The sequence below is a fragment of the Parapedobacter luteus genome (genome assembly GCF_900168055.1).
Lineage (GTDB): Bacteria > Bacteroidota > Bacteroidia > Sphingobacteriales > Sphingobacteriaceae > Parapedobacter > Parapedobacter luteus.
In genome coordinates this window covers 623,818-645,613 of sequence record NZ_FUYS01000001.1, presented here as the reverse complement: position 1 = coordinate 645,613, position 21,796 = coordinate 623,818, and the positions used below count along the sequence as shown (strand labels likewise).

Sequence of the window (21,796 nt, the reverse complement as noted above, 5' to 3'; positions counted from 1 at the left end):
TTGCCTTTGTTATGGCTATAGTCCGATGTTCACGCCCAACATAAATACCCTTGGCCGTGGATAATCATACAGACCGTACCCTTGACCGAAAGCCGAGCTAGAATTGGAAACTTCAGGATCGTAACCACTGTACTTGGTGGCTACAAAAAAATTCTGTACCGATCCAAATAGCCGCACACGCTGCAGTTTCAGCCGCGACGCGAGTTGCGCCGGAAAAACATAAGCCAACAGCAGGTTCCGGCCCCTAATAAAAGAGGCATCCGACACCTTGTGGCTGTCGTCATTGGTGGTATAATAGGCGTTAATCGGCCGTATTTGCGCTATCGGAGTGTTTTGGTTCGTTTCGGTCCACGCATTCAATACCGTCTTGTAGCTGTTGGCGATACCTTGCCTGTCTTCTGCCGAGTGGATGCTTCGGTCCAGCACATCATTGCCGTACATGAATTGCAGGTCGACCGTTAATGACCACGCCTTGTATTGGAAGGTGTTCAGCAAGGTTCCGAATCCGTCGGGAATACCCTTACCGATAATTGCACGGTCGTTGTCATTGATGATGCCATCGTTATTGAGGTCGAGATATTTGACATCTCCCGGCCGCATATTGTACCGTGCTGCCTCTTCGGCCTCATCGGTAGACCATGTGCCCAGGTGCACCCGTCCAAAAAACGACCCCACGGGTTGGCCGACCCGCACGATGGTGGCTGCGCCGGGAAAAATATCGCTGCCACCGGACAGCGCCAGAACTTTGTTCTGATTAATGGAAATGTTGAATGTGGTATGCCAAGAGAAGTGGTCTGACCGTAGGTTGGTTGTATTCAGGCCAATCTCAATCCCCCTATTTTCCATGCTGCCAACATTGGTGTAGATGCTTCCATATCCGCTACTCAGGGGCAGCGGAGCATCCAGCAACATGTCGTTTACCTTCCGGCGATAAAGATCAACTTCAAGGTTTACCCGATTGGCGAAAAGCCCCAGCTCCAACCCGATGTCCACCTGATGGGTTTTTTCCCACTGAAGCGCCGGATTAGCCATCCGCCCGGTCCCAATCCCTATTTCACGGGCACCGCCAAAGATCACAGCATAATTGCTCATGCCAGCTAACGCCCGATAGGAAGGAATCTCGGAGTTGCCTGTAGCCCCATAGCTCGTACGGAGCTTCAGGTTTGAGATAGCAGGCATAGCTTGCATGAAATCTTCGTCACTGATCCGCCATGCCAACGCCGCCGATGGGAAAAACGCATATTGGTTTTGCTCCCCAAATTTCGACGAACCGTCGATGCGGCCGGTAAAGGTCACCAGGTATTTTCCGAGCAACGAATAGTTTAACCGTGTAAAATAAGAATTCAGTCCATAGGCCGACGCCCCAGAGCTCGGAGCCAGTGCAGTGGCACCCGCGCCCAGGTTGTTGAACTGGAAGTACGCATCCGAAAAGCCCTCGGCGTTCGCCTGGCTGCTGAAACTGTTGACGTGCTGCCATGAAAGGCCCAACATCGCATTCAACGAGTGGATACGGCCAACGTCTTTTTTATAAGTCAGGTAGTTTTCAAACTGCCACGAATTAAGCCGATTGTTACCTACATATGCATTGCCGTTGGTGGAGATGTATTGCAGCCCTGCCGCAGCAAAATAGTCGGTACGCTGATTGATGATGTTGGTACCGAGTGTGGAGCGGAGTTCAAGATTTTCCGCCAACCGGATGTTGGCATACATATTTCCCAGCATGGTTTGGGTACGGAGGAAATACAACCGTTCGTCTGCGACGCGTATCGGGTTATCCCCTCCTTCCATGCCTGGATAATCGCGGTTGCTTGCCCATGAACCATCGGCATACCGAACCGGCACGATAGGCAACGCCTCCAGAATCTGCCGGACCATGGTGATGCCGCCGCCGTCCAACTGGTCTACCTGCTTTTCATCTTGGTCATTATAGCTCAGTGACCCGCCTACTTTCAGCCAATCCTTAATCTCCGTATCGAACACGAAGCGGCCGGCATACCGTTTTTGCCATGAGCCGTACACCACCCCGTTTTCATTGCGGTAGTTCAGGAATGCCCCATAAGTTCCCTTTTCATTGCCATTGGTGAAACCCAGCTGATGATTTTGTGTAAAGGCCTCCCGGAACGCTTCCTTCTGCCAGTTGATATCATACAATGGGTTTCCCTGCGCATCGAAAAGCAGCGGGTTGATCCGCTTAGTACGAGGGTCTGTATATTTGGTGCCCGTTGCCCAGCCGACGGGGTCATATTTTTGGGCGTTAGCATAGGCGATTTCTTCTACCTCCAGGAATTCCCTTGCGTTTAAAACGGGTAGCAGCTTGGGGGCCACGCCCAGTCCGAAGTCTGCATCATAGGTCAGTGCTCCTCCGCCGGATGTGCCCCGTTTGGTCGTTACCAAGATAACCCCGTTGGCACCACGGGCGCCATAGATGGCCGTCGAAGACGCATCCTTCAGCACTTCGATGGAAGCGATATCATTGGGGTTGATATAGTCGATGGGTGTGCTGCCATTTTGCAGCCCGGATGTATTTAAAATCACACCATCAATCACATACAGGGGATTATTGGATACACTGATTGAGCTGGCCCCACGGATGCGGACATTGGTTCTCCCCCCAGGCCGCCCCGAATTGGACGATACGTTTACCCCCGTCACCCTTCCGGCCAAGCCCTGGTTCAAAGACGAGGCGGGCCGTTCTTGGAGAGCTTCCGCACGTACCGTGCCCACCGCTCCGGTCAGGTCGGATTTGCGCTGTGTACCGTAACCCACCACAACGACTTCATCGAGATCGGTTTGACTTTGTTCCATGACCACATTAAGCTGTGCTCCCGTGACGCGTATTTCCTGCGAGTCGTAGCCAACGCCACTAAACACCAATAGCGCTCCTTCGCCATGTTCTAACGTTATCGTGTATTCGCCCTGATCATTGGTACTGGTACTGTTGCTGGTACCCTGCTCAAGAACGGTAACGCCGCTGATGGGCACCTGGCCAGCATCGGTCACCCGACCGCGCACTGTTTGCTGATGCTCCGGTTCTGCCCATGCGGCGTGGACCACAGCCATCGTCAGTATTGCAAGCAAACACGAGGCGTTCACGCGCCAAGGCTGCCATCGCTTTTCGGCATGGCGGTGCCGGTTGATTGGATTGTCATTACACTTGTTCATAATTGGTTAATTTAATTGATTAAGTTAAATCTAATTGGTTTTCAGCATATTATGAATATTTTTAGCGTTTAACAATAGGCATAGCAATTCCATTGAATCACGATAGTGCTAATGCCCCCGGTGATTCTATTCGTTTTTAATAGCGCTCGACGTCAGATTTATTTCTTGGCAGTCCACTGTTCATCAGGCACGCCACAGGGGGTCAGCTGTTTGCTACTTACCCTCGGCGATGCCTTTTGAATGAAATCGGGCGCCATTAATGTATTGGCGGCTGTGTTGCTGCAGTAATTGATGCAGCCTTGCCTTTCAAACTTTTTTGCCAGAAGAAGAAAATGATGAACAAAACAATCAAAATAGCGGGGAATGAAACCATTTTAGCCAAAGCATCCTGGCCGGTAGCAAGCTCCAGGGCCGAATCGGTTAGTCCAGCGGAGGCATTTTTTTCCCGGGCTCCGTCAATCCAACTGCCGATAATGGGCTGGAAAATAGCCGTGGAAAACATGCCCACTCCTCCAATTACAGACATTCCCAACGCACCACTGAGCGGAACACGTTGAGCGGCCGAGCCCACCATCACCGGCCAGAAATAACAAACCCCCAAAGCAAATACCACCGCTGCGAAATAGGCCATTGGTCCGGTGACGACGCTGAATAAATAGATACCGAGGGTTGCGAATATCGCGCCGCCCAACAGTACGCCTGTCTGCCCTAATACACGGACAACGGGCCCCGCAAAAAAGCGTCCCACCGCCATCAAACCCGTTGTAAGGGCCAAGATAAGCATGCTGTCCGCTCCACTATGGCTCATGACAATAGACACCCATTGCTGCGGGCCAAATTCGCTAATGGCTGTGAGCGCCATGCAGCAAAACAAAAAAATGAAGGTAGGCGTACCCATTGCTTTAAAGTTCTGTGCGAGCGAGGTTGCACCTTCAACCTTGGGCCGAGGAAATGTTTTTCCATAGAACAATATGGCATAGATGATGGTAGGAATCATCAATATCCACATCTGTGTTTGCCATTGCTGAAGAACCCCACCAAAATCAGTCATAAATTTGGAAATGAGCGCTCCCAAAAGAATACCCCCAGGAAACCACATATGAAACCTGTTGAGCATTTTATTCATTTTGATGTGATTATCGGAGTACATGTCTGCAATCATCGGATTGCATGCGGCTTCGGTACAGCCGTTACCAAACCCGATAAACAAGGTGGAAATCAATAAACCGGCATATCCACCGGAATAAATGGTAAGCAAAATGCCTAAGGTATGCGCTACGAAAGCCACCCTCATGATGTTTGCAGCTCCAAAAGAGTGATACACCAGACCACCAATAATCATGGAGATGGGAAAGCCTAAAAACCACATCGAATTGATAAATCCAAGCTGTTCGGCACTTAAATTAAATTCTTGGCCAAGCTGCGGCAAAATCCCTGCGCGGATGGCAAATGTAAAAGCGGTAGTGATGAGTGCGAAGCATGACCCATTGAACAAAGCGGTCCTGTTAATGTTTTCGTTCATATTAAAAAGGTTTTAACTGGTCTAATAAATTAGCTATTTGTATCTATTGTTTTAATTTACCCTGCCAAAAAGCCGATTGATAAAACAATTTCGGATATCCAAACGCTGATTGTCCCTTCATGTCATTCGCAACATCATTCCCTGGAACGTACACAAAGATACCGTATCAGCTATGTAATGCTATCCTGTCCTATCCTGAACTTTCATGGCAGCCCAAAATAAGAAAAAATTCAGGGATTAAAAAAGGCCTTTTTTGAAAAGAAAACGGCACTTACCACCATGGTGGAACCGCAGATCACCAAGGACAGATAAGGACAGACCATGACGGTTAATTGAAAAACAATAAGTAACATTGGCTCCAGTTTTTTATAACAGCCAATTATGTTATAACCTAATAACTGTCACAACAGCAAATGCACCGAGCGTCCATAAAACGGTTGACTGCCACATCGTTGTAAAAGCATCGCCGAAGGTATGGCCGGGTATTTTAGTAAACTTATATGAAGAAGAGACATCCACGCATGAATATCATTCGTTTAATTACCTTATTCGGAGCGACACTAGCCTTGATATCTGCTTTACAGTGTACTTCAAATCCGAATACACTCAAAATAAAAAAGGGCTCACGCATTATTTTAATTGGCAACAACCTGGGGTCGAGGATGATGAATTACGGGTTTTTCGAAACAGAAATGCAGCTTCGGTACCCGGACAGCCTGTTGTACATCCGGAATATGTGCGATCCGGGCAACACCCCGGGATTCAGGCCGCATTCGGGCCGGCCGTCCCCCTGGGCATTTCCCGGTGCCGAACAATTCCAAAGGGAGCTGACCAACGACCCCAATAATCAAGGACACTGGGAAACACCGGATGAGTGGCTTACACGGCATCGCGCAGATATCATTATCGCTTTCTTCGGCTACGTCGAATCCTTCCAAGGCGAAGAAGGGCTGCGGCGCTACAAAGACGAACTTGATGCATTCATCAAACACACCCTGCAACAACATTACAACGGAGTTTCAGCACCGCAGCTTGCAATCGTGTCGCCCATTGCTTTTGAGGATTTGTCTGGCAAGCATGACTTGCCGGACGGCAAAAAAGAAAACAGAAACCTGTCAATGTACACCCAAGCGATGAAAGAGGTTGCACGCAACAACAATGTCCACTTCGTCGATATGTATACGCCATCCAAAAAGTGGTTCAACAAAAATGGCTGGTTTGTCAAAAATGATGAGCCGTTGACTATTGATGGCTCACAGCTCAACAAAACAGGCTATGCCAAGTTTGCGATACAGCTGGCTGACAACGTATTCGGCAATGTAAAACCGACAGATGAAACCCATCGCGAGCTGGTACATGCCGCCGTAATGGAAAAGAATTGGGTGTGGCACAAGGACATCAAGATGCCTAATGGCGTGCAAGCTTTCGGGCGTCGCTATGATCCATTCGGGCCAGACAATTACCCTGCCGAGATCGCAAAAATCAGGGAGATGACGGCCTTGAGAGATGAAGCCATCTGGAAGGCCGTAAAAGGAGAGAAAATGAACCTGGACAGCGCGGACGGGCGGACGTTACCGCTTCCCGAAGTCAAAACCAATTATCGCCCAAGCAACAAAAATGGCAACCCTACTTATCTTTACGGCGCCGAAGCGGTAAGGCAGTTGCGAACGGCCCCTGGCTACGAAATTGCGCTTTTTGCTTCCGAGGAAGAATTCCCTGACCTAAAAAAACCTGTTCAGCTGACGTTTGACAATCAAGGCCGGCTTTGGATTGCGACCATGCCATCATATCCGCACTGGAGGCCGGGAGACCCCAAGCCTGATGATAAAATCATTATCCTGGAAGATACCGACAACGACGGCAAGGCGGATAAACAGACCGTGTTTGCTGACAAACTACATTTACCCATGGGATTCGAAATCGCACCAGAGGGTGTCTACGTATCCCAGGGTATGGACATGGTACTGCTTAAGGACACCGACGGCGATGGCAAAGCCGATACGAAGGAGGTGCTACTAAGTGGTTTTGATGACCACGACACCCACCATGCGCACCATGCGTATACGGCCGATCCGTCCGGCGCTATCTACATGGGGCAAGGTGTATTCCTGCTAAGTGATATCGAAACGGCCTACGGCCCCGTACGTGGCACCAACGGTGGCTTCTTCCGCTACGACCCCAATAGGCGAAAGCTCGAATTTACAGCACAGCTATCCATCCCCAACCCGTGGGGAATTGCGTTCGATGAATGGGGGCAGAATTTTTACGCCGAAACGTCCGGACCGGATGTCAGCTGGATGATGCCGGGATCCGTCAGACCTACATATGGCAAGTTTACGCCAAAATCGAGAAACCTGATCGAAGACAAACATAAAGTACGGCCCACCTCGGGGCTTGAATTTGTTTCAAGCCGCCACTTCCCCGACGATGTGCAAGGGGATATGCTCATCAACAATACCATCGGCTTTCTGGGCATGAAGCAGCATACGATGACTGATGATGGCACGGGTTACAAAAGTCAGCACCGCCAGGACCTGATTTGGTCGGTAGACCCCAATTTTCGGCCGGTCGACATGGAATTTGCGCCGGACGGCTCGCTGTACCTGATTGACTGGCACAACATTCTGATCGGCCACATGCAACATAACCAACGCGATCCGCTCCGCGACCATACACATGGCCGTGTTTACCGCATCACTTACCCTTCACGGCCCCTGGTCAAGCCTGCAAAGATCGCTGGCGCAAGCATTGACACGCTGTTGGATAACCTGAAATTACCGGAATACCGCACCCGCTATCGCACCCGCCGCGAACTTCGGGGGCGCGACGCAGGAGAGGTGCTTAAGCACCTTAAAACCTGGGTGAACAATCTTGATGCCCGGGATCCGCGCTATGAACACCACCTATTGGAAGGTCTATGGGTGAGTTGGGGACTCAACCAGGTTGATCAATCGTTGCTTCGACGACTGCTGCAGGCAAAAGATTACCGCGCCAGAGCCGCCGCGGTGCGGGTACTGCGCTATACGGGCCACCAAGTAACGGATCAAGCAGAATTGCTCAAACAGGCCGCCGCCGACGTGCACGGGCGTGTCCGCTTAGAAGCGTTGGTTGCCGCCTCGTGGCTGGACGAAGGACAGGCACTGCCTGTTTTGGAAGAGGCTGCAAAGCACCCGCTCGATGACTGGATGACGGATGCGTACCGTGCAGCGCTGGCGCGCGTTGAAGGGCATGTCGAAGAGACCAAAAAAGAAGAAATCGTAAACACCGACCTAACAGGCACCGATTTGGCACTGTATAAACAAGGAAAACTGATTTATGAGCAGGATGGCTTTTGCATCACCTGCCACCAAGCGGACGGGAAAGGGCTGGAGGCCGCTGGTTTCCCGCCTTTAGCCGGCACGGAATGGGTTACAGGTGATGAGGCACGCCTTATTAAACTTACACTGAAAGGACTGCAGGGCCCAATAGAGGTACTTGGCAAATCGTATCCCGGGCAAGTGCCCATGACACCGTTTGGCGGCTTGTTGGATGACAAGGAAGTCGCTGCTGTGCTTACCTATGTCAGAAATTCGTTCGGCAACAAGGGAACGGCCATCGATCCCGAACAAGTAAAAGCCATCCGCGCCGTTATTGCGGATAAAAAAAGCTTTTATACGCCCGAAGAACTGCTGAAGGAGCATCCGCTACCAAGATAATAATCAGGCGAGATGGAAACCGACCATAAAAAAGCCGGAGTGCCAATTGATGGCACTCCGGTTTTTTTATTGAAACGCTTATCAAGCAAAATGGGAACGTAAGAAAGGAATCCCTTTGACGGCAATGGCTTCCAAGGACGGCTCGAAACTACGCCAGATGGATGCCGCCTTGGCCACAACCTTGACCTCCGGCGTGAATGACTCGATGACCAAACTGCCGGAGTAGTCGATGGCTTTCAAGGCATCGCGAATGCCGTCCCAGTTGATATGGTCGCCTCCGGGCGCGCCGCGATCGCAGCCACAGGCATGGACATGCAACAGGCGTTTACCTGCTTTACGGATAGCCGCGGGGGAATCTTTTTCCTCAATGTTCATATGATAGGTATCCAGCAGTATGCCCACCGCATCGTTGCCGACCGCCTCGACCAGTGCCAGGGCCTGTTCACATGTATTAATAAAGTCTGTTTCATAACGGTTCAACGGTTCGATAGCCAGCTTTTTTCCCAGATCCGCTGCCCGCGCGCCCAACGGTTTCAGGTGGCTCACCACCATATCCCACTGCTTCTTGTATTCATCCTCGGGCGTCTGCTCCGCACGTCCGACAGTTGAATAAAGTGGTCCGACCATCACCGGGCAGTCCAATACAACCATCGCATCCAATACTTCAGTAATATAGGCTATAGCGTTTTGTTGCTCAGCCGATGTGCCCCTGAGATCTCGGCCAGGCCCCATAGCAGCACAAATTGAAGAGCAAACCATACCATTATCGTCCAATGCCTGTTTAATCAAATGCGCATCGATATGCGCGGCATCCTCAAGCGCAATTTCCACCGCGTCGCAGCCCCAGGCTTTGAATTGCCGGATGATGTCGATGCGTTCGTTGGTAAACGGAGAGGTAAGTAAGAAGGTATTGACGCCGATTTTTAACATAGTTTTTCTAACTTGATTATTGATGATGTACTTATTGCTGATCGCCCGTTAATCTTCCTGCAGCCGATAGTCTGCCGGACGTTTGCCTTTTATGAAACTATCGAAACCAAACATGGTGGGCTGGTAAGGTGTGACGAATGCGACGTCAGCTTTTTCAGGGATTTGATTTTCAAGACCCACCGCCCAAAAGCACGCATTTACGAGCAGCCTTCTTAAATCTTCATTCAACAGGTCGACTGATGCACCCATGGTCGTTGTAAACGCTTTCCCTGATTTGCCATCTGGAAGTTTATAGCGCTTCGTCCAGGCAACAGGCAATGCAGGCTTGTCCCTGTTTACGGGATCGTCTGCGGTCATCCCACTGGTGGATTGCCCGTACATCAGTATATCCGCCCCGGCCAATCGGCCTACGGTATAAACATCGGTAGGCCCCCAGATATCCTGTACACCGTTCAATATAGGACTGGCAGCATTTTCTTCGTTGACAACGCCGCGCGTTCCTTCTTTGCCATGATCACCATGATGGCTTATCCAGGTTTCCCCCAGGACCAGTTTTCCAAAACCACCCTCCCAGCCGGATACGGTGCTCTGAAAATCATAGCGGGCGAACGGGTCATCCGGCTTTTTTGCGTAATGGAACGCATGGGTGGCCGTGCGCAAACCGACTACTGGTTTTCCTGCTTTTAAGTAGTCATCGATGTGACGCATCTGGTCAGGCGGCAGTTCACGAAATCGGGTAAAAATCACCATCAGGTCAGCAGATTCCAGGTTAGCCAGGCCCGGTATGTTGGCCTGTTGATTAGCATCGATTTCGCCCGTCGATGGATCAATGGAAAAAAGCACCGTGCAGGTAAAGCCAAATTTTTTGGCCAGTATCTGCGCCAGCATGGGCAGAGCCTCTTCAGAGCGATACTCTTCATCGCCACTGATCAGCACAATATGTTTGCCGGCACCCGGCCCTTCGTAGCCGGTGTAAGTGATCCATTGGTCTTCCGATATCTCCGGCCGTTCTCCTGCCGAGCATCGGATAAATCCCATCAGTGCAACCAGTAGGAGGAGTGACGACCATGCACGATTTGTCTTCTTCATATTGCTATCATTATGCTGTTGACTATGCTAATACCAAGTCCGGATTGCCCGGGCCGAAATGCTTCAGCATCACGATGGGATCTGTCTTCGACAGGTTCTCAATCCGTACGCCTGCCCGAGCCGCGCCCTCGCTCACAAAATACTCATCATACGTCAGCTGGCCGTAACGGATGAGCGCTGGTGTCTCGATGTCCCATACGCCCATACGTCCACGGCCCTGCATCATAATCATTCCATACGCCGCAGCATCCCGGATAGTGACCGTCGCACCAGGCAGCACCGTCAGCTCCTTCGCACTGAACGCATCAGACTTGTAACATACCCATTTTTCCGAATACCCAGACTCCAGCATCTCCGCCTCCTCCCGAACCGGCAACGGCGCCATGAAACGGTTCTGCATCGTGTTCGGATCAACGTTCAGCTCCCAGTCAAGCACCGCTATCAGCTCATCGTAGTCCCCGATACGGTCCTTCGGGGTACCGTTCCACAGCAGTTCCTCCGGTATCACTGCCTCGTTTACCAGCGACTGGTACATCGCAAACACGTCAGACGCCTTCTGTGGCTCATACGTACACAGGCTCCCCGGCGCATGCAGCAGCCCCGGCGGCACGTCCCAGCCCGTACCAGGCTCCAGGCGGTACGCCTGTGAATAGTTCGTTATCTTGTTGTCACCCTTTGTGAAATTGACCAGGCACTCCCGGATCTGCGCCTTGGTCGTCCCCGGGGCCAAGCCCACGAACGTATACGGGAAATCCCCGCCGTGGTTATTCAGCTGCGGAGGAAAATAATACGCCTCCGGCTTCCCCTGCTGGCCAATAAGCGCGGCCTTCTCATCGTTGTGGTGCACATGGTGCGGCAACGGCCCCATATTGTCGAAAAACTTCGAATACATGGGCCAGCCCCCGTAGGCAGACCACAGCCGCCCGCCGATCAGACCGTCCTGCAACACATCCACCGCTTCCTTCAGCAGAAACTGGTGAACCCGACCGCCGTCCTCAAAAACCACCTTGCTCAGCCCCTCATCCTCGCCCGTCAAGGGACCATTTTTCGCCGGGGTCGTCGATGACAGCCACCGCTCGTCTATACCTCCCCGTATGCCCCCAAGCACATAATAATCGTCCGGATGAAGCTTGATCCGGCGACCCGGAACACAGAACGAACGCGGCACCCATGTCGGAGCCAGGCGCAATATCCCTTCCCCAGATGATAACGCTTGCTTTGCAAATTGATGTGTATTCATATCTTATTTAAGTTTATAAATTAGTAGCTTTCGGTTTGTCCGGCAGCCTGTAAAAATGCAATAATATCCTCCGGCCTGTCCAATATCCGGATTGTCATGCCATAACTTCGCCGCTCCTTCGGCTGCAGTAAAATAAGCGAGCCGTCGCTCCGCGCACGCGACTGTCCAATGGGGGGATGGGTGCCCGGCTCCAACCCCACGACATACTCCCCCGGCCCCCAGTGCTGCCAGTTGGTCAACCAGGGCAACTGCTTTTTCTCAAACGCAATGGACAGCGCAATGCCAAGTTCGGGGTTATGGATTCCGCACAGGCATTTCCCCTCAACATCGGCCTCCACGTCAATGAATGCTGCTTCCTCCCCGCTGCCTGCGTGTTCTTCCAATGGTGGCTTTCCCTTCCGGAAGGGCATCCCCTTGCGAAAGATGCGGGCGTTATCTTCACCCTCCCGCGACGTCCAGCGACCTTTCCAGCAAATATCTGATCCCTCGTCCACCAAGGGCCAACCTAAATTCATATGATAAAGCAGCATATGGGGCGCAGGTGTATTCCCATGGTTGATGACTTCGTCCCGGATATGAATAGCCGGCTCGCCCAGTTTACCGGAAATCGTGCGTTTCAGCACCAGCTGCGCACCCAAGGGCTGCGACTGTTTGACAGTACCTGTGATGTGCATATCCAACCGCCCAGCCAACGGATCAGGCTGGACAATCGACTCGATGGTAGCGGACAAGCCGCTGAATTGGCTGTGAAGCCCCCGCTCGCCGTATTCATCAGCCTCGGGGCCACCCACATGGTCCAATCCGCAAGTGGTCAGTAAGCCGCCTCCGAATGCGTTCAACCATTCGATGCCGCGGTATCCGCCAGGCCGGGGGGCTATCACCCCCAAGTGGCTTATCCAAGCTAAACCATAGGCGTTGTAAAACGCATCAGCGATATCAAGCCCCCGATCGATGACCACTTTGTAACGGAGTCCAGCACCTGTATTTATCCACGCAATACGGGTACCCCGACCTGGGCCATCGTCCAGGACAGCTGTCTCGATACCGCCCACCTGCAGCGGGTTCGATACTTTATCTATCCAGTTTGCCATGCTTTCAGCTATTTGCCCTTATACGTGGGGCTGTCTTCGTTGCCGCCAGCCATCAGATAAGCCATTAAATCTTTCAACTCCTCTTCATTCAATACATTTAATGTACCGGGAGGCATGATGGACACCTTCGACACCCGCACTTCCCGCACGTCGCGTTTCGGTATCTCCTTCAGCACCTGCGGGGCATACGGGTTTTGTGACACCGAATAAACGTTCTCGTCTTCGCTGACCAATCTACCCATCACTGAAGACCCGTCGTTCAGTACCAGCACTTTAGACTCATATTGATCCGAAATCACGATATTGGGGTCAATAATTGCCTCCAGCATATCGCGAACAGAAAATCGCGTACCTAATTGCGTAAGGTCGGGACCAATTGCTCCTCCTTCTCCACGCATGGTATGGCACGACGCACAGCGTATCGCGACAAACAACTCCTTACCCCGTTCAAAATTCCTTTTCCCTTTATCTTCCTCAACGGATTTCAATGCATCCTCGATCTTCCAGTTCCTGCCCGGTCCTTTGGGTGGTTCAACGTTCTCGAATAACGCTTTACCAGACTCAGCAAGGAGCGAATCTCCGGATATGGTATTATAATGGGCAAATTGCGCTTTCGGCACGTTTTCCAACGCCAGCTTCCGGGCCGCATCGAGAAAGCCAATGAAGCTGTTACCGCCTTTATAGCCGAATGCGCCATAGAACCACTTGAAATAGCGTTCATACAACTCAGGAGTCCATCCCTCCGTCGCCTTGCTTAATGCCGTAGCATAATAAATCTGTTGAGCCGGGGGGGTCTTCGCCAAGGTGTTGGCGATATCCAGCCCGTATTGCGGGTTCCGCATGATCAGGTCGGATGAACTGGTCAATATCGGCTCCAGCGTCGTTGAGTCGTCTTTGGCACTTTCCAGCAGGGACAACGTTCTTTCTATCGCATATGGTGCACGAAGCTGTATGAGTAGTTTACTGAACTCTCGGTTCAACGCGTTATCCGTAGTAGGATACGCATTGGCAAAATAACCGATTAGCCGCTGCCCAATTTCCGGCTCGGGCTCTCCCATACGATAGAGGACCAGCTCAAAGGCGCGCAGCAGATCTATCTTATTTTCCTTGGATATCCGGTTGATATCCACGGTCATCAGCTTGCGCAGCATAACCGATTGCAATGCCGGATGACCCGTTTTCGCCATGGCTACCGTCGCATGTGTCACCGTACGGATATTCCGCTCACGGAACACCTTCTTTCCCCACAGTTTGATAGGCTGGTGCATCAACGCTACGGTCGCTGCATACCGCACATGCCGATCGTCATGGTTCAGATACGGCCACACTTCATTAACCACGTTGGAGTCGGCCGGGTGCTCGTAGTAGCTTTCCAACTGTCTACGTATCGCCATCTCCTCCGAAAGGTTGTCGCCCCGGTTCAGTTTGTCCTTCACGTTGTTATGGTCTTTATAATAGACCCGGTAGAGGTCGGAATCCAGTTTCCGCCCCCCAGTAAGGAAATACAGTGCACCATCCGGACCGATTTCTCCATCGGTAAGCGGTAAGGGAGCCCCGGAAAGAAATTCTTCCGCTGATGCACGATAGGTTGCCCCTTCTTGCTCCAATTGCACCGCGTATATAATGCCGAAGCTCCAGTCAAAAGCCAATAAGCTATTGCGGTATTTGTCAGGAAACTTGGCATTACCTGCAAAAACAAGATTGGTAGGCGACCCTTGCCCGATGTTAAGCAAGGATGGCAGGTTATCCGGATAATAGGTAGCCCACTTGGAATTACCCGTGCGCCAGCCGAACTCCGCACCCTTGGTTACATGCAGCAAACGGGTGGGCCGATACCAGGGCATCCCGAAATCCCATTCCATATCCGAATCATACGCAAATAACTCGTCATCGTCGTTAAACGCAATATCAAACGTGTTACGGAACCCAGCGGCCACTAATTGCCAGTGTTTTCCCAGCGAATCGGTTTTTGCTATCCACCCCCCGGGAGCCATGCGATCCGTGGCATGTCCGCGCGGATCTTTGATCGATTGGAAGATGTTGTCTTCATCCCAGTTGGACGGAAGCAGGTAACTATCCATTTTTGGCACATCGGTATGATTGCCACATACAAGGTATATCGACTGCCCGTCAGGCCCGAGGATAATGCTATGTGGACCGTGCTCACCATCTCCTTCGAATGATTTCAGCAAGGTGATTTCGTCGAACTGGTCATCATTGTCGTTGTCCTTCAGCCGGTACAGCCCGCTGCTCCTTTCGAATGTCGTATCGCCTCGGTGATTGACCATCACATAGAGGCTGTTGAATGCCCAGAGTAAGCCTTGCGCATATCCCATCCCCACTTTGGTCTGCGTGGTATCGTCCTTCCACTCGTCACCTGGAAATGCGAGCCGCTGCGGTTTAGCCGCCAGTGTATCCATACCTAATTCCGGTAGCTCGATCCGGTACAGCGCTCCAAACTGGTCGGACACGATCATCCGCCCTTTGTCATCAAACGTCATCGCTACCCATGAACCCTCCTTATTTTCGGATGGGCTGTAAAGGTGCTCCACCACAAAATCCGGTGCGGCGGTGATCTTCTCCACTTTTGGACCCGTGTCAACTTTAACCGATTCATCCTCTTTTTCGGTCTGACATGCCGAGGCCAGCAGCAACACCTGGAGTGCTGCTACTAAACCGCGGTTTTTTTTCATGAAAGTTTGCATATATATCTGTTAGTACAATTGTTTATGCGAATGTAAGGATTCTGACAAGCATTACCATCCCGGATTCTGTTCGAAGCCGTTCAAGCGGATTTCCCGTTCTGGAATGGGGAACAACAACTTATACGGTTGGATGTTGTACGCAGCGTTGCTCAGCCTGGTCAACCTTTCCTTCTCCTCAATGCCGTGCTGGGTCATGACTTCTATCGCCTTACCGGTCCTCAGCAATTGGTACCACCGATGATTTTCAAAGGCGAGCTCAATCCGTTGCTCACGGGCGACCGCCTCCCGGAATGCATCTTGGCCAAGACCAGCCAATGGATCCAGTCCAGCGCGCTCCCGCACAGCATTGATGTAAGGATATGGATCGCCCGCACCAGTCTCGTTCAATGCTTCCGCAAGCATCAGCAGCACATGTGCATACCGGTAAACCGGCCAATTCTCATCAGCGCGTCCATCTTCCAGAAATGGCGGATGGTAATACTTTTGAATAAACGGAATGTCGCCGCCGAAAGCCCGCGACTCCTCAAAATTGGCGTTGGAAGGGTCGCTGAATAGGGCGATAGACGCATCGCGGCGGACATCGCCCTCCTCATAAGCCCGGTAGATACTGGGGGTGGGGATGTTACTGCCGCCAAGATTCCCCGGAAAGCCAATCAGTTGGTTCTTTGCATTCCGTGGACCAAACATGAAAATAAAGTTGCTCGCCTCCGTTTGCAGCCCGGCATCGAACTGGATAGCAAATACCGACTCCGCATTGTTCTTGAATGCCGGATTGAAATTGTCCGCGTAATTGGGCAATAAACTATAACCCATATCCAACACCTGTTGAAAGGCGGTAGCCGCTTCATCAAAATTATGCAGTGTCATTTGTATTTCGCCAAGTAAGGTCAGCGCAGCACCTTTTGTCGCACGGCCGATATTGGATCCGGTGTAGGAGACCGGCAAGTTTTCTATCGCCCCGTTGACATCGGCCAAAATTTGATTATACACTTCTTCGACACTGGCCCGGCCTTCCGAAAAAGCACTTTCCGGATCTTCAACCTCGTCTATGATGAGCGGTACCGGCCCGAAAAGCCGCACCAGATGGAAGTATTGTAATGCGCGCAAGAATTGTGCTTCGCCTTTATACTGTGCCTTCTTGGCTTCATCCGAAAACTCCACGGGCTCGATACGGCCCAAGATGACGTTTGTCTGCTGAATATTCCGGTAAAGCATATTCCAGGTGTTGTTGACGTAGTTGTTTGTCGAGGTGATCAGAAATTCATCGATTTCTTCCCGTTGTTGAGCACCTCGATCGGACGCATCGAACTGGTAGTTGGTATTGTCGGCTACCATTTCGGTCATTGGCCAGAAGTGATCCACCGTATAAAGTTCCTGTAACGAGCCGTACGCCCCATTGACAGCCCTTAGAAACTGGCCTTCATTTTGGTAATAACTGGCGTCACTCGAAAACGTGTGGGGTTCTACATCCAGCATATGATGACATGATGCTAATGCAAACAAGGATAACAATAGGATTGAATATTTTTGGTGTTTCATCGATTCGTTCTTTCTAAATGACTAACTAAAAACTGAAATTGACACCCAGTGTATAGATACGCGGTACGGGATAATTGGAATAGTCAATACCGGGTACGAGTGCACCTGTATCCGGCCTGTTATAATTTGTACCTTCAGGGTTGCCGCTATAGCCTGTAAACAACAAGGCATTCTGGACGGTGGCATATACCCTCAAGCTGTTTATCCAGCGGTTTCCCATCATGCCGGCCGGAAGGTTATAACCAAGCGTGATGTTCTTTATCCACGCATAGTCGGTCTTTTCTATCCATAGACTATGGGTATCGCGGTACATTACCCGTCCGCGGCCCGTACCATTCGTGGTAGGCACCAGTCCGTTGCCGGGCTGCTCCGGTGACCGCCACCGATCCATCACATTGCGGTTTACGTTAAACACGCCGTCAATATTTCCGGTGTAGAAATTCGTGGCCCGTAACATCTCGGCCCCTACAGCGCCTACGACAAGCACCCGCAAATCGAGGTTTTTATACCGGAAGGTATTGGTGATTCCCCAATTGAAATCCGGATAAGGGTTTCCAATGACATCGAAATCCTGGAACGGCGTGATCTCTCCATCGCCGTTGACATCGCGGAACCGCATATTTCCGGGAATAGCCCCGGGAAATGCCGGATAGTTTTGAAGGTCTGCTTCGTTTTGATAAATTCCTTCGTACACATAGCCGATAATCATGCCCACAGGGCTTCCAATCCGCGTAATGTTTGTCGGATTCCCTTCACTGCTTTGACCGGAATAGATGGGATCGTCGCTTCGTCCCAATGCGATGACCTTATTGCGGTTGAACGAAATATTGAAATTGGTCGACCAATCGAAATTATTGGAAACGATATTGTGCGAAAGCACCCCCAGTTCAACGCCCCGGTTTCGCACGTCGCCCCGGTTTTCGGTTACCGTACCGAAGCCGGATGATTGCGGGATCTCGACATTGAGCAGCAAGTCTTGTGTATTCCTGTTGTAGAAGTCCGCCGTCAAGTTTACCCGGTTGTCGAGAAAATTGAAGTCAATGCCCAAGTTAAGCTCACGCATCCGCTCCCAGCCCAGATTAGGATTGGCCAAAGTCGTCATCACGCGGCCGCTGCCCAACGTACCGTTAAATACATAGTCCCGCGTACCGATGTTGCTCATGTAGGAGTAGTTCCCGATGTTGAAGTTGCCGGTAAATCCGTATGACGCACGCAATTTCAATTCGTCTATCCATGTACTGTTTTTCAAAAAGTTTTCTTCGGATAGCCGCCATCCGAGTGCAAAAGAAGGGAAGGTGCCCCACCGGTTGTTTGCGCCGAAACGCGAGGAACCATCCGTCCGCACCGTAGCGGTGATCAAATACTTACTGGCGAAAGAGTAATTGACCCTGGCCAGGTAGGAAATCAAGGCCCAATCGCTTATGTCAATCCCCCCCATGGTTATCCGTGCCGCTGCGTTCAACGACTCAATATCATCATCGGGAAACTGTTCGCCGTTGAAAGTATTATTGTGGACCTTTTGCGACTGCACCGTATAGCCTATCAATCCCGAAAGTGAGTGCCCTGTGTCCGAATTGTAGTCATACGTCAGCGTATTTTCATTCAGCCAGTTCAGGTATTTTACACTACCGTAGTTGCCCGAAGGCACCGATGGCGGGCGGGCGTTTTGGTTTCCCAAGGTAGAAGGCCGGAAATATTGGGAGTCGCCATCTTCAAAATCGACGTTAAACGAAGATTTGAATTTCAGGTTCTTGACAATTTCATATTCGCCAAACGTATTCATCAGAATCCGTGTCCGGCTGGCTTTGTTTACCGTCTCATTCAGCACCATAATGGGGTTGGGTATGCCGAAGGTTCCCGGAGATTCAATAAAGTCATTGTAACTGCCATCCGGATTGTATGCCGGCGGGATGGGGTTGGCAATTTCAAATCCCTCGTCCCTGCCCTGCCCCCTTACTCCCCCTCTCAGGAATGTCATGGAAGGCGCCAGGTTGACACCGACCTTAAACCGATCGGTGATATCAGCATCCATATTGGCCCGAAGTGAAAACCGGTCGAACTTGGTATTCAACATCACCCCTTCTTGGTTGAAAAATCCGGCAGAGACAAAGGTCCGTATCTTATCAGTTCCCCCGCTGATGCTTACACCGATATCCGACATCGGCGCCACGCGGGTCACCGCATCGTACCAGTCTGTGCCTTCGCCAATCAAGTCGGGGTTTCTATAAACCTCGGGGATATCCTCCAATGTGGGTTCACGGCCCTCTTCAAACCGGATTCGATCTTCGATGGCCTCCTTTCTGAACCGGGCAAACTCCCGGCCGTTCATCAGATCGGGTCTACCCTTTTGTGGCACTTCTTGCAAGCCAGAGCTTGCCGTCACTTGTATTTGCGGTTTGCCGGTGCTCCCTCGTCTGGTGGTAATCATCACCACGCCATTCGCACCGCGGGATCCATAAATGGCTGTAGCCGAAGCGTCCTTCAAGACGGTCATGGATTCGATGTCTTGCGGATTGAGCGAACTCATCGGATTGGACTGCTGCCCCGACGATGAAGGCACTGGAAAACCATCAATGACATAAAGCGGCTCACTGCCCGCACCGATTGCACCAATGCCCCGGACCTGTATCCGGGGGCCACCGCCCGGTGTACCGTTTGACGTACTTACATTAACACCTGATACCTGGCCGGAAAGCCCCTGGTCAAGGCTGGCAATGGACTGCCCCCTTACATTGGACATGCTGATTGGTGCAATTGACCCCGTCACATCCTTCTTCTGTTGGTTACCATATCCGACTACGACAACTTCTTGCAGATCGGCGGTTTCCTCTTCCAAAACCACGTCGATAGACGGCTGGCCGCCAACGGTTATTTCCCGTGCCAAATAGCCGACATTGCGAAATACCAAGACTTCGCCGCTTTTCGCTTCAATCTGAAAGCGCCCACTCGCATCGGTCGCTCCGCCACGGGAGGTACCCCTGACCAGTACCGAAACCCCTTCCAATGGGTTGCCGGAAGCATCTCTGACCACGCCGGTGACTTGATCCTGGCTCACATCGCCGTTTTTTTGCACCGGCTGTGATTGCTGCCGTTTGATGACTACCGTCTTATCCCCGGTGAAGACAAACTCAAACGGTTGGCCGGCAAAACATGTTTCCAGTGCCTTTTCAAGAGGCTGATTCCGGATATCCACGGATATCGGTTTCATCGTAGACAATAGGTTAGCGTCGTAGACAAAATCATAGCCGCTCTGCTGCGACAGTTGGTACAGCACATGCGCAGCCGGCAAATTTTTTACACGAATATTCACGTGCTGTCCATGGCCAGCTACTGCGAATTGAACAAATACTACGGTCAGCGAAATGATGAGTTTCATCAAGACCAAAACGTTAACCGGTTTAAAAATTGGTTCATGGCAATGCCTTACATAAAATTTTTTGTACATTTGAAGCTGGGTTTGTGATTAATAATTGGTTATGCAATCAGTTTTTTGGTCACCCTAATCGTCTGAACAGACAGGAACCGAGTGCGGGCCAACGCCTCGGTTTTTTTAACGCTTGGTGACCTTTCGTTATTAGTTTCCTATCACGGTGATCCTCCTTCCTTTGATGTTGAAATTTACCAACCCTGTTGTTTTAAAGCTCTCCAACAATTGTACGATGCTCTTTGACCGTTGGAAGACGCCTCCCAAATTGATGTTTTCCATACTTCCTTTATAATCCACATCCACGTCATACCATCTTCCTACCCGTTCCATGATGCTGGTGATATGCTCGTTATCAAAGATGAAATAACCGTTGTGCCAAGCAAGATCTTGATCAATATCGCTCTTCTTGATCTTAATGCCACTTTTCCCCAATTCACTTTCGGCAGTCTCGCCGGGCGTGAGTATCACCGTATTACCAGCCCCATTTACCGCCACTTGGCCTTCCACCAATGTGGTCTTCGCCTTCAGATTCGGGTAGGCACGAATGTTAAATACGGTACCCAATACCCGGATGGTTTGCAGTGATGTGTTTACAAGGAATGGCCTGGTCACGTCGGGAGCTACTTCAAAAAAGCCCTCGCCCACCAGTTGAACCTCGCGTGCTGCTCCGGCAAACCGGACCGGGTAACGAAGAGACGACTCGGCATTTAAGTGGACTTTCGTTCCATCTTCCAACACCACGTGATAGTGCCCCCCTTTAGGAATTTTAATGGTGTTGTACAGCACATACCCCATTGCATGGGCACCCGCCTCGTACCTGACCATGCCGTCGCCCAAGTTGCGGATGTAAACTCCCCCCTCCTCGGTGAGCAAGCCCGTATTGGAGTTATCCAATACTACTGTGCTGCCATTGGCCAGGATGATCATGGCCTTGTCGCTACCCGGTTCAATGCCGTATTGGGATACCGCCTGTTCCATGGTCAATTCGGCCCCATCGCAGTCACTGGAATAGAAATCAAGGATAGCCCAAGCGACCGTTGCAAGAAAAACAACGGCCACAACCTTAAACCATGGAAATAACGGGCGGATTACATTATCCGAAAAATCAGATCTCTTGCCGTTAAGTATTTTTCGCAACATCGCTTCACCCTGTTCATCAGAAAATACAGTATCGTTTGCTTCAAACGTTTCCCATTTATCCTGAAGTGCCTGCCTGACGGCGTCCTTATTCGACAGATCGGCCAGCAGTTCCTGCAACTCCTTCTGCTCCTGGGGGCTAATCGTGCCGTTTAGCGCGCGGTCTATCAGTAACAGAAGTGTAGCCCTATCCATTGATTACGATTAACAAATAAGTTTTATTGGTCTTTGATATAAAGACACCGGATTTTCAAAAAGT

Annotated in this window: 11 protein-coding genes; 1 reads left to right on the top strand and 10 read right to left on the bottom strand. The window is 51.1% G+C overall.

Annotation, left to right across the window (positions count from 1 at the left end; all coding sequences use genetic code 11):
• Positions 1-15 precede the first annotated feature (15 nt).
• Positions 16-3,162 (bottom strand): SusC/RagA family TonB-linked outer membrane protein, encoded by a 3,147-nt coding sequence (locus B5X72_RS02565; protein WP_079715249.1) that lies wholly within the window; start codon positions 3,160-3,162, stop codon positions 16-18.
• Positions 3,163-3,418: 256 nt separating this feature from the next.
• On the bottom strand, positions 3,419-4,684 hold the full coding sequence (locus tag B5X72_RS02560) for an MFS transporter (RefSeq protein WP_079715248.1): 1,266 nt from the start codon (positions 4,682-4,684) through the stop codon (positions 3,419-3,421).
• Between the two features lie 500 nt (positions 4,685-5,184).
• Between B5X72_RS02560 and B5X72_RS02555 the strand changes: the two genes are divergently transcribed.
• Complete coding sequence (locus tag B5X72_RS02555) at positions 5,185-8,379, top strand: PVC-type heme-binding CxxCH protein (protein WP_079715247.1); 3,195 nt, start codon at positions 5,185-5,187, stop codon at positions 8,377-8,379.
• Positions 8,380-8,460: 81 nt separating this feature from the next.
• Here B5X72_RS02555 and B5X72_RS02550 read toward each other — a convergent pair whose 3' ends face one another.
• From B5X72_RS02550 to B5X72_RS02515, 8 genes are all read right to left on the bottom strand, one after another.
• On the bottom strand, positions 8,461-9,309 hold the full coding sequence (locus B5X72_RS02550) for a sugar phosphate isomerase/epimerase family protein (RefSeq protein ID WP_079715246.1): 849 nt from the start codon (positions 9,307-9,309) through the stop codon (positions 8,461-8,463).
• 48 nt (positions 9,310-9,357) lie between these two features.
• Positions 9,358-10,398: a ThuA domain-containing protein gene (locus B5X72_RS02545; protein ID WP_217698080.1), complete on the bottom strand. Its 1,041-nt coding sequence runs from the start codon at positions 10,396-10,398 to the stop codon at positions 9,358-9,360.
• Positions 10,399-10,420: 22 nt separating this feature from the next.
• Complete coding sequence (locus tag B5X72_RS02540; protein ID WP_079715244.1) at positions 10,421-11,638, bottom strand: cupin domain-containing protein; 1,218 nt, start codon at positions 11,636-11,638, stop codon at positions 10,421-10,423.
• Between the two features lie 20 nt (positions 11,639-11,658).
• Complete coding sequence (locus B5X72_RS02535; protein WP_079715243.1) at positions 11,659-12,729, bottom strand: aldose 1-epimerase family protein; 1,071 nt, start codon at positions 12,727-12,729, stop codon at positions 11,659-11,661.
• An 8-nt stretch (positions 12,730-12,737) separates the two neighbouring features.
• On the bottom strand, positions 12,738-15,422 hold the full coding sequence (locus tag B5X72_RS02530; RefSeq protein WP_245826782.1) for a c-type cytochrome: 2,685 nt from the start codon (positions 15,420-15,422) through the stop codon (positions 12,738-12,740).
• A 63-nt stretch (positions 15,423-15,485) separates the two neighbouring features.
• Positions 15,486-16,910, bottom strand: coding sequence for a RagB/SusD family nutrient uptake outer membrane protein (locus B5X72_RS02525; RefSeq protein ID WP_217698079.1), 1,425 nt, complete (start codon positions 16,908-16,910; stop codon positions 15,486-15,488).
• 88 nt (positions 16,911-16,998) lie between these two features.
• Entirely contained in the window at positions 16,999-20,349 is a 3,351-nt protein-coding gene (locus B5X72_RS02520) for a TonB-dependent receptor (RefSeq protein WP_176146066.1), read from the bottom strand.
• 198 nt (positions 20,350-20,547) lie between these two features.
• The gene (locus B5X72_RS02515) at positions 20,548-21,732 is read right to left on the bottom strand and encodes a FecR family protein (RefSeq protein WP_079715239.1); all 1,185 of its coding nucleotides are present in this window, start codon (positions 21,730-21,732) and stop codon (positions 20,548-20,550) included.
• Positions 21,733-21,796: the final 64 nt, after the last annotated feature.

What these genes read in the sequence shown, in the direction of transcription:
- B5X72_RS02550 (WP_079715246.1), bottom strand. Translation starts at nt 9,309, where the DNA reads ATGTTAAAAATCGGCGTCAATACCTTCTTACTTACCTCTCCGTTTACC.
- B5X72_RS02530 (WP_245826782.1), bottom strand. Translation starts at nt 15,422, where the DNA reads ATGAAAAAAAACCGCGGTTTAGTAGCAGCACTCCAGGTGTTGCTGCTG.
- B5X72_RS02565 (WP_079715249.1), bottom strand. Translation starts at nt 3,162, where the DNA reads ATGAACAAGTGTAATGACAATCCAATCAACCGGCACCGCCATGCCGAA.
- B5X72_RS02520 (WP_176146066.1), bottom strand. Translation starts at nt 20,349, where the DNA reads ATGAAACTCATCATTTCGCTGACCGTAGTATTTGTTCAATTCGCAGTA.
- B5X72_RS02540 (WP_079715244.1), bottom strand. Translation starts at nt 11,638, where the DNA reads ATGAATACACATCAATTTGCAAAGCAAGCGTTATCATCTGGGGAAGGG.
- B5X72_RS02560 (WP_079715248.1), bottom strand. Translation starts at nt 4,684, where the DNA reads ATGAACGAAAACATTAACAGGACCGCTTTGTTCAATGGGTCATGCTTC.
- B5X72_RS02535 (WP_079715243.1), bottom strand. Translation starts at nt 12,729, where the DNA reads ATGGCAAACTGGATAGATAAAGTATCGAACCCGCTGCAGGTGGGCGGT.
- B5X72_RS02545 (WP_217698080.1), bottom strand. Translation starts at nt 10,398, where the DNA reads ATGAAGAAGACAAATCGTGCATGGTCGTCACTCCTCCTACTGGTTGCA.
- B5X72_RS02515 (WP_079715239.1), bottom strand. Translation starts at nt 21,732, where the DNA reads ATGGATAGGGCTACACTTCTGTTACTGATAGACCGCGCGCTAAACGGC.
- B5X72_RS02555 (WP_079715247.1), top strand. Translation starts at nt 5,185, where the DNA reads ATGAAGAAGAGACATCCACGCATGAATATCATTCGTTTAATTACCTTA.
- B5X72_RS02525 (WP_217698079.1), bottom strand. Translation starts at nt 16,910, where the DNA reads ATGCTGGATGTAGAACCCCACACGTTTTCGAGTGACGCCAGTTATTAC.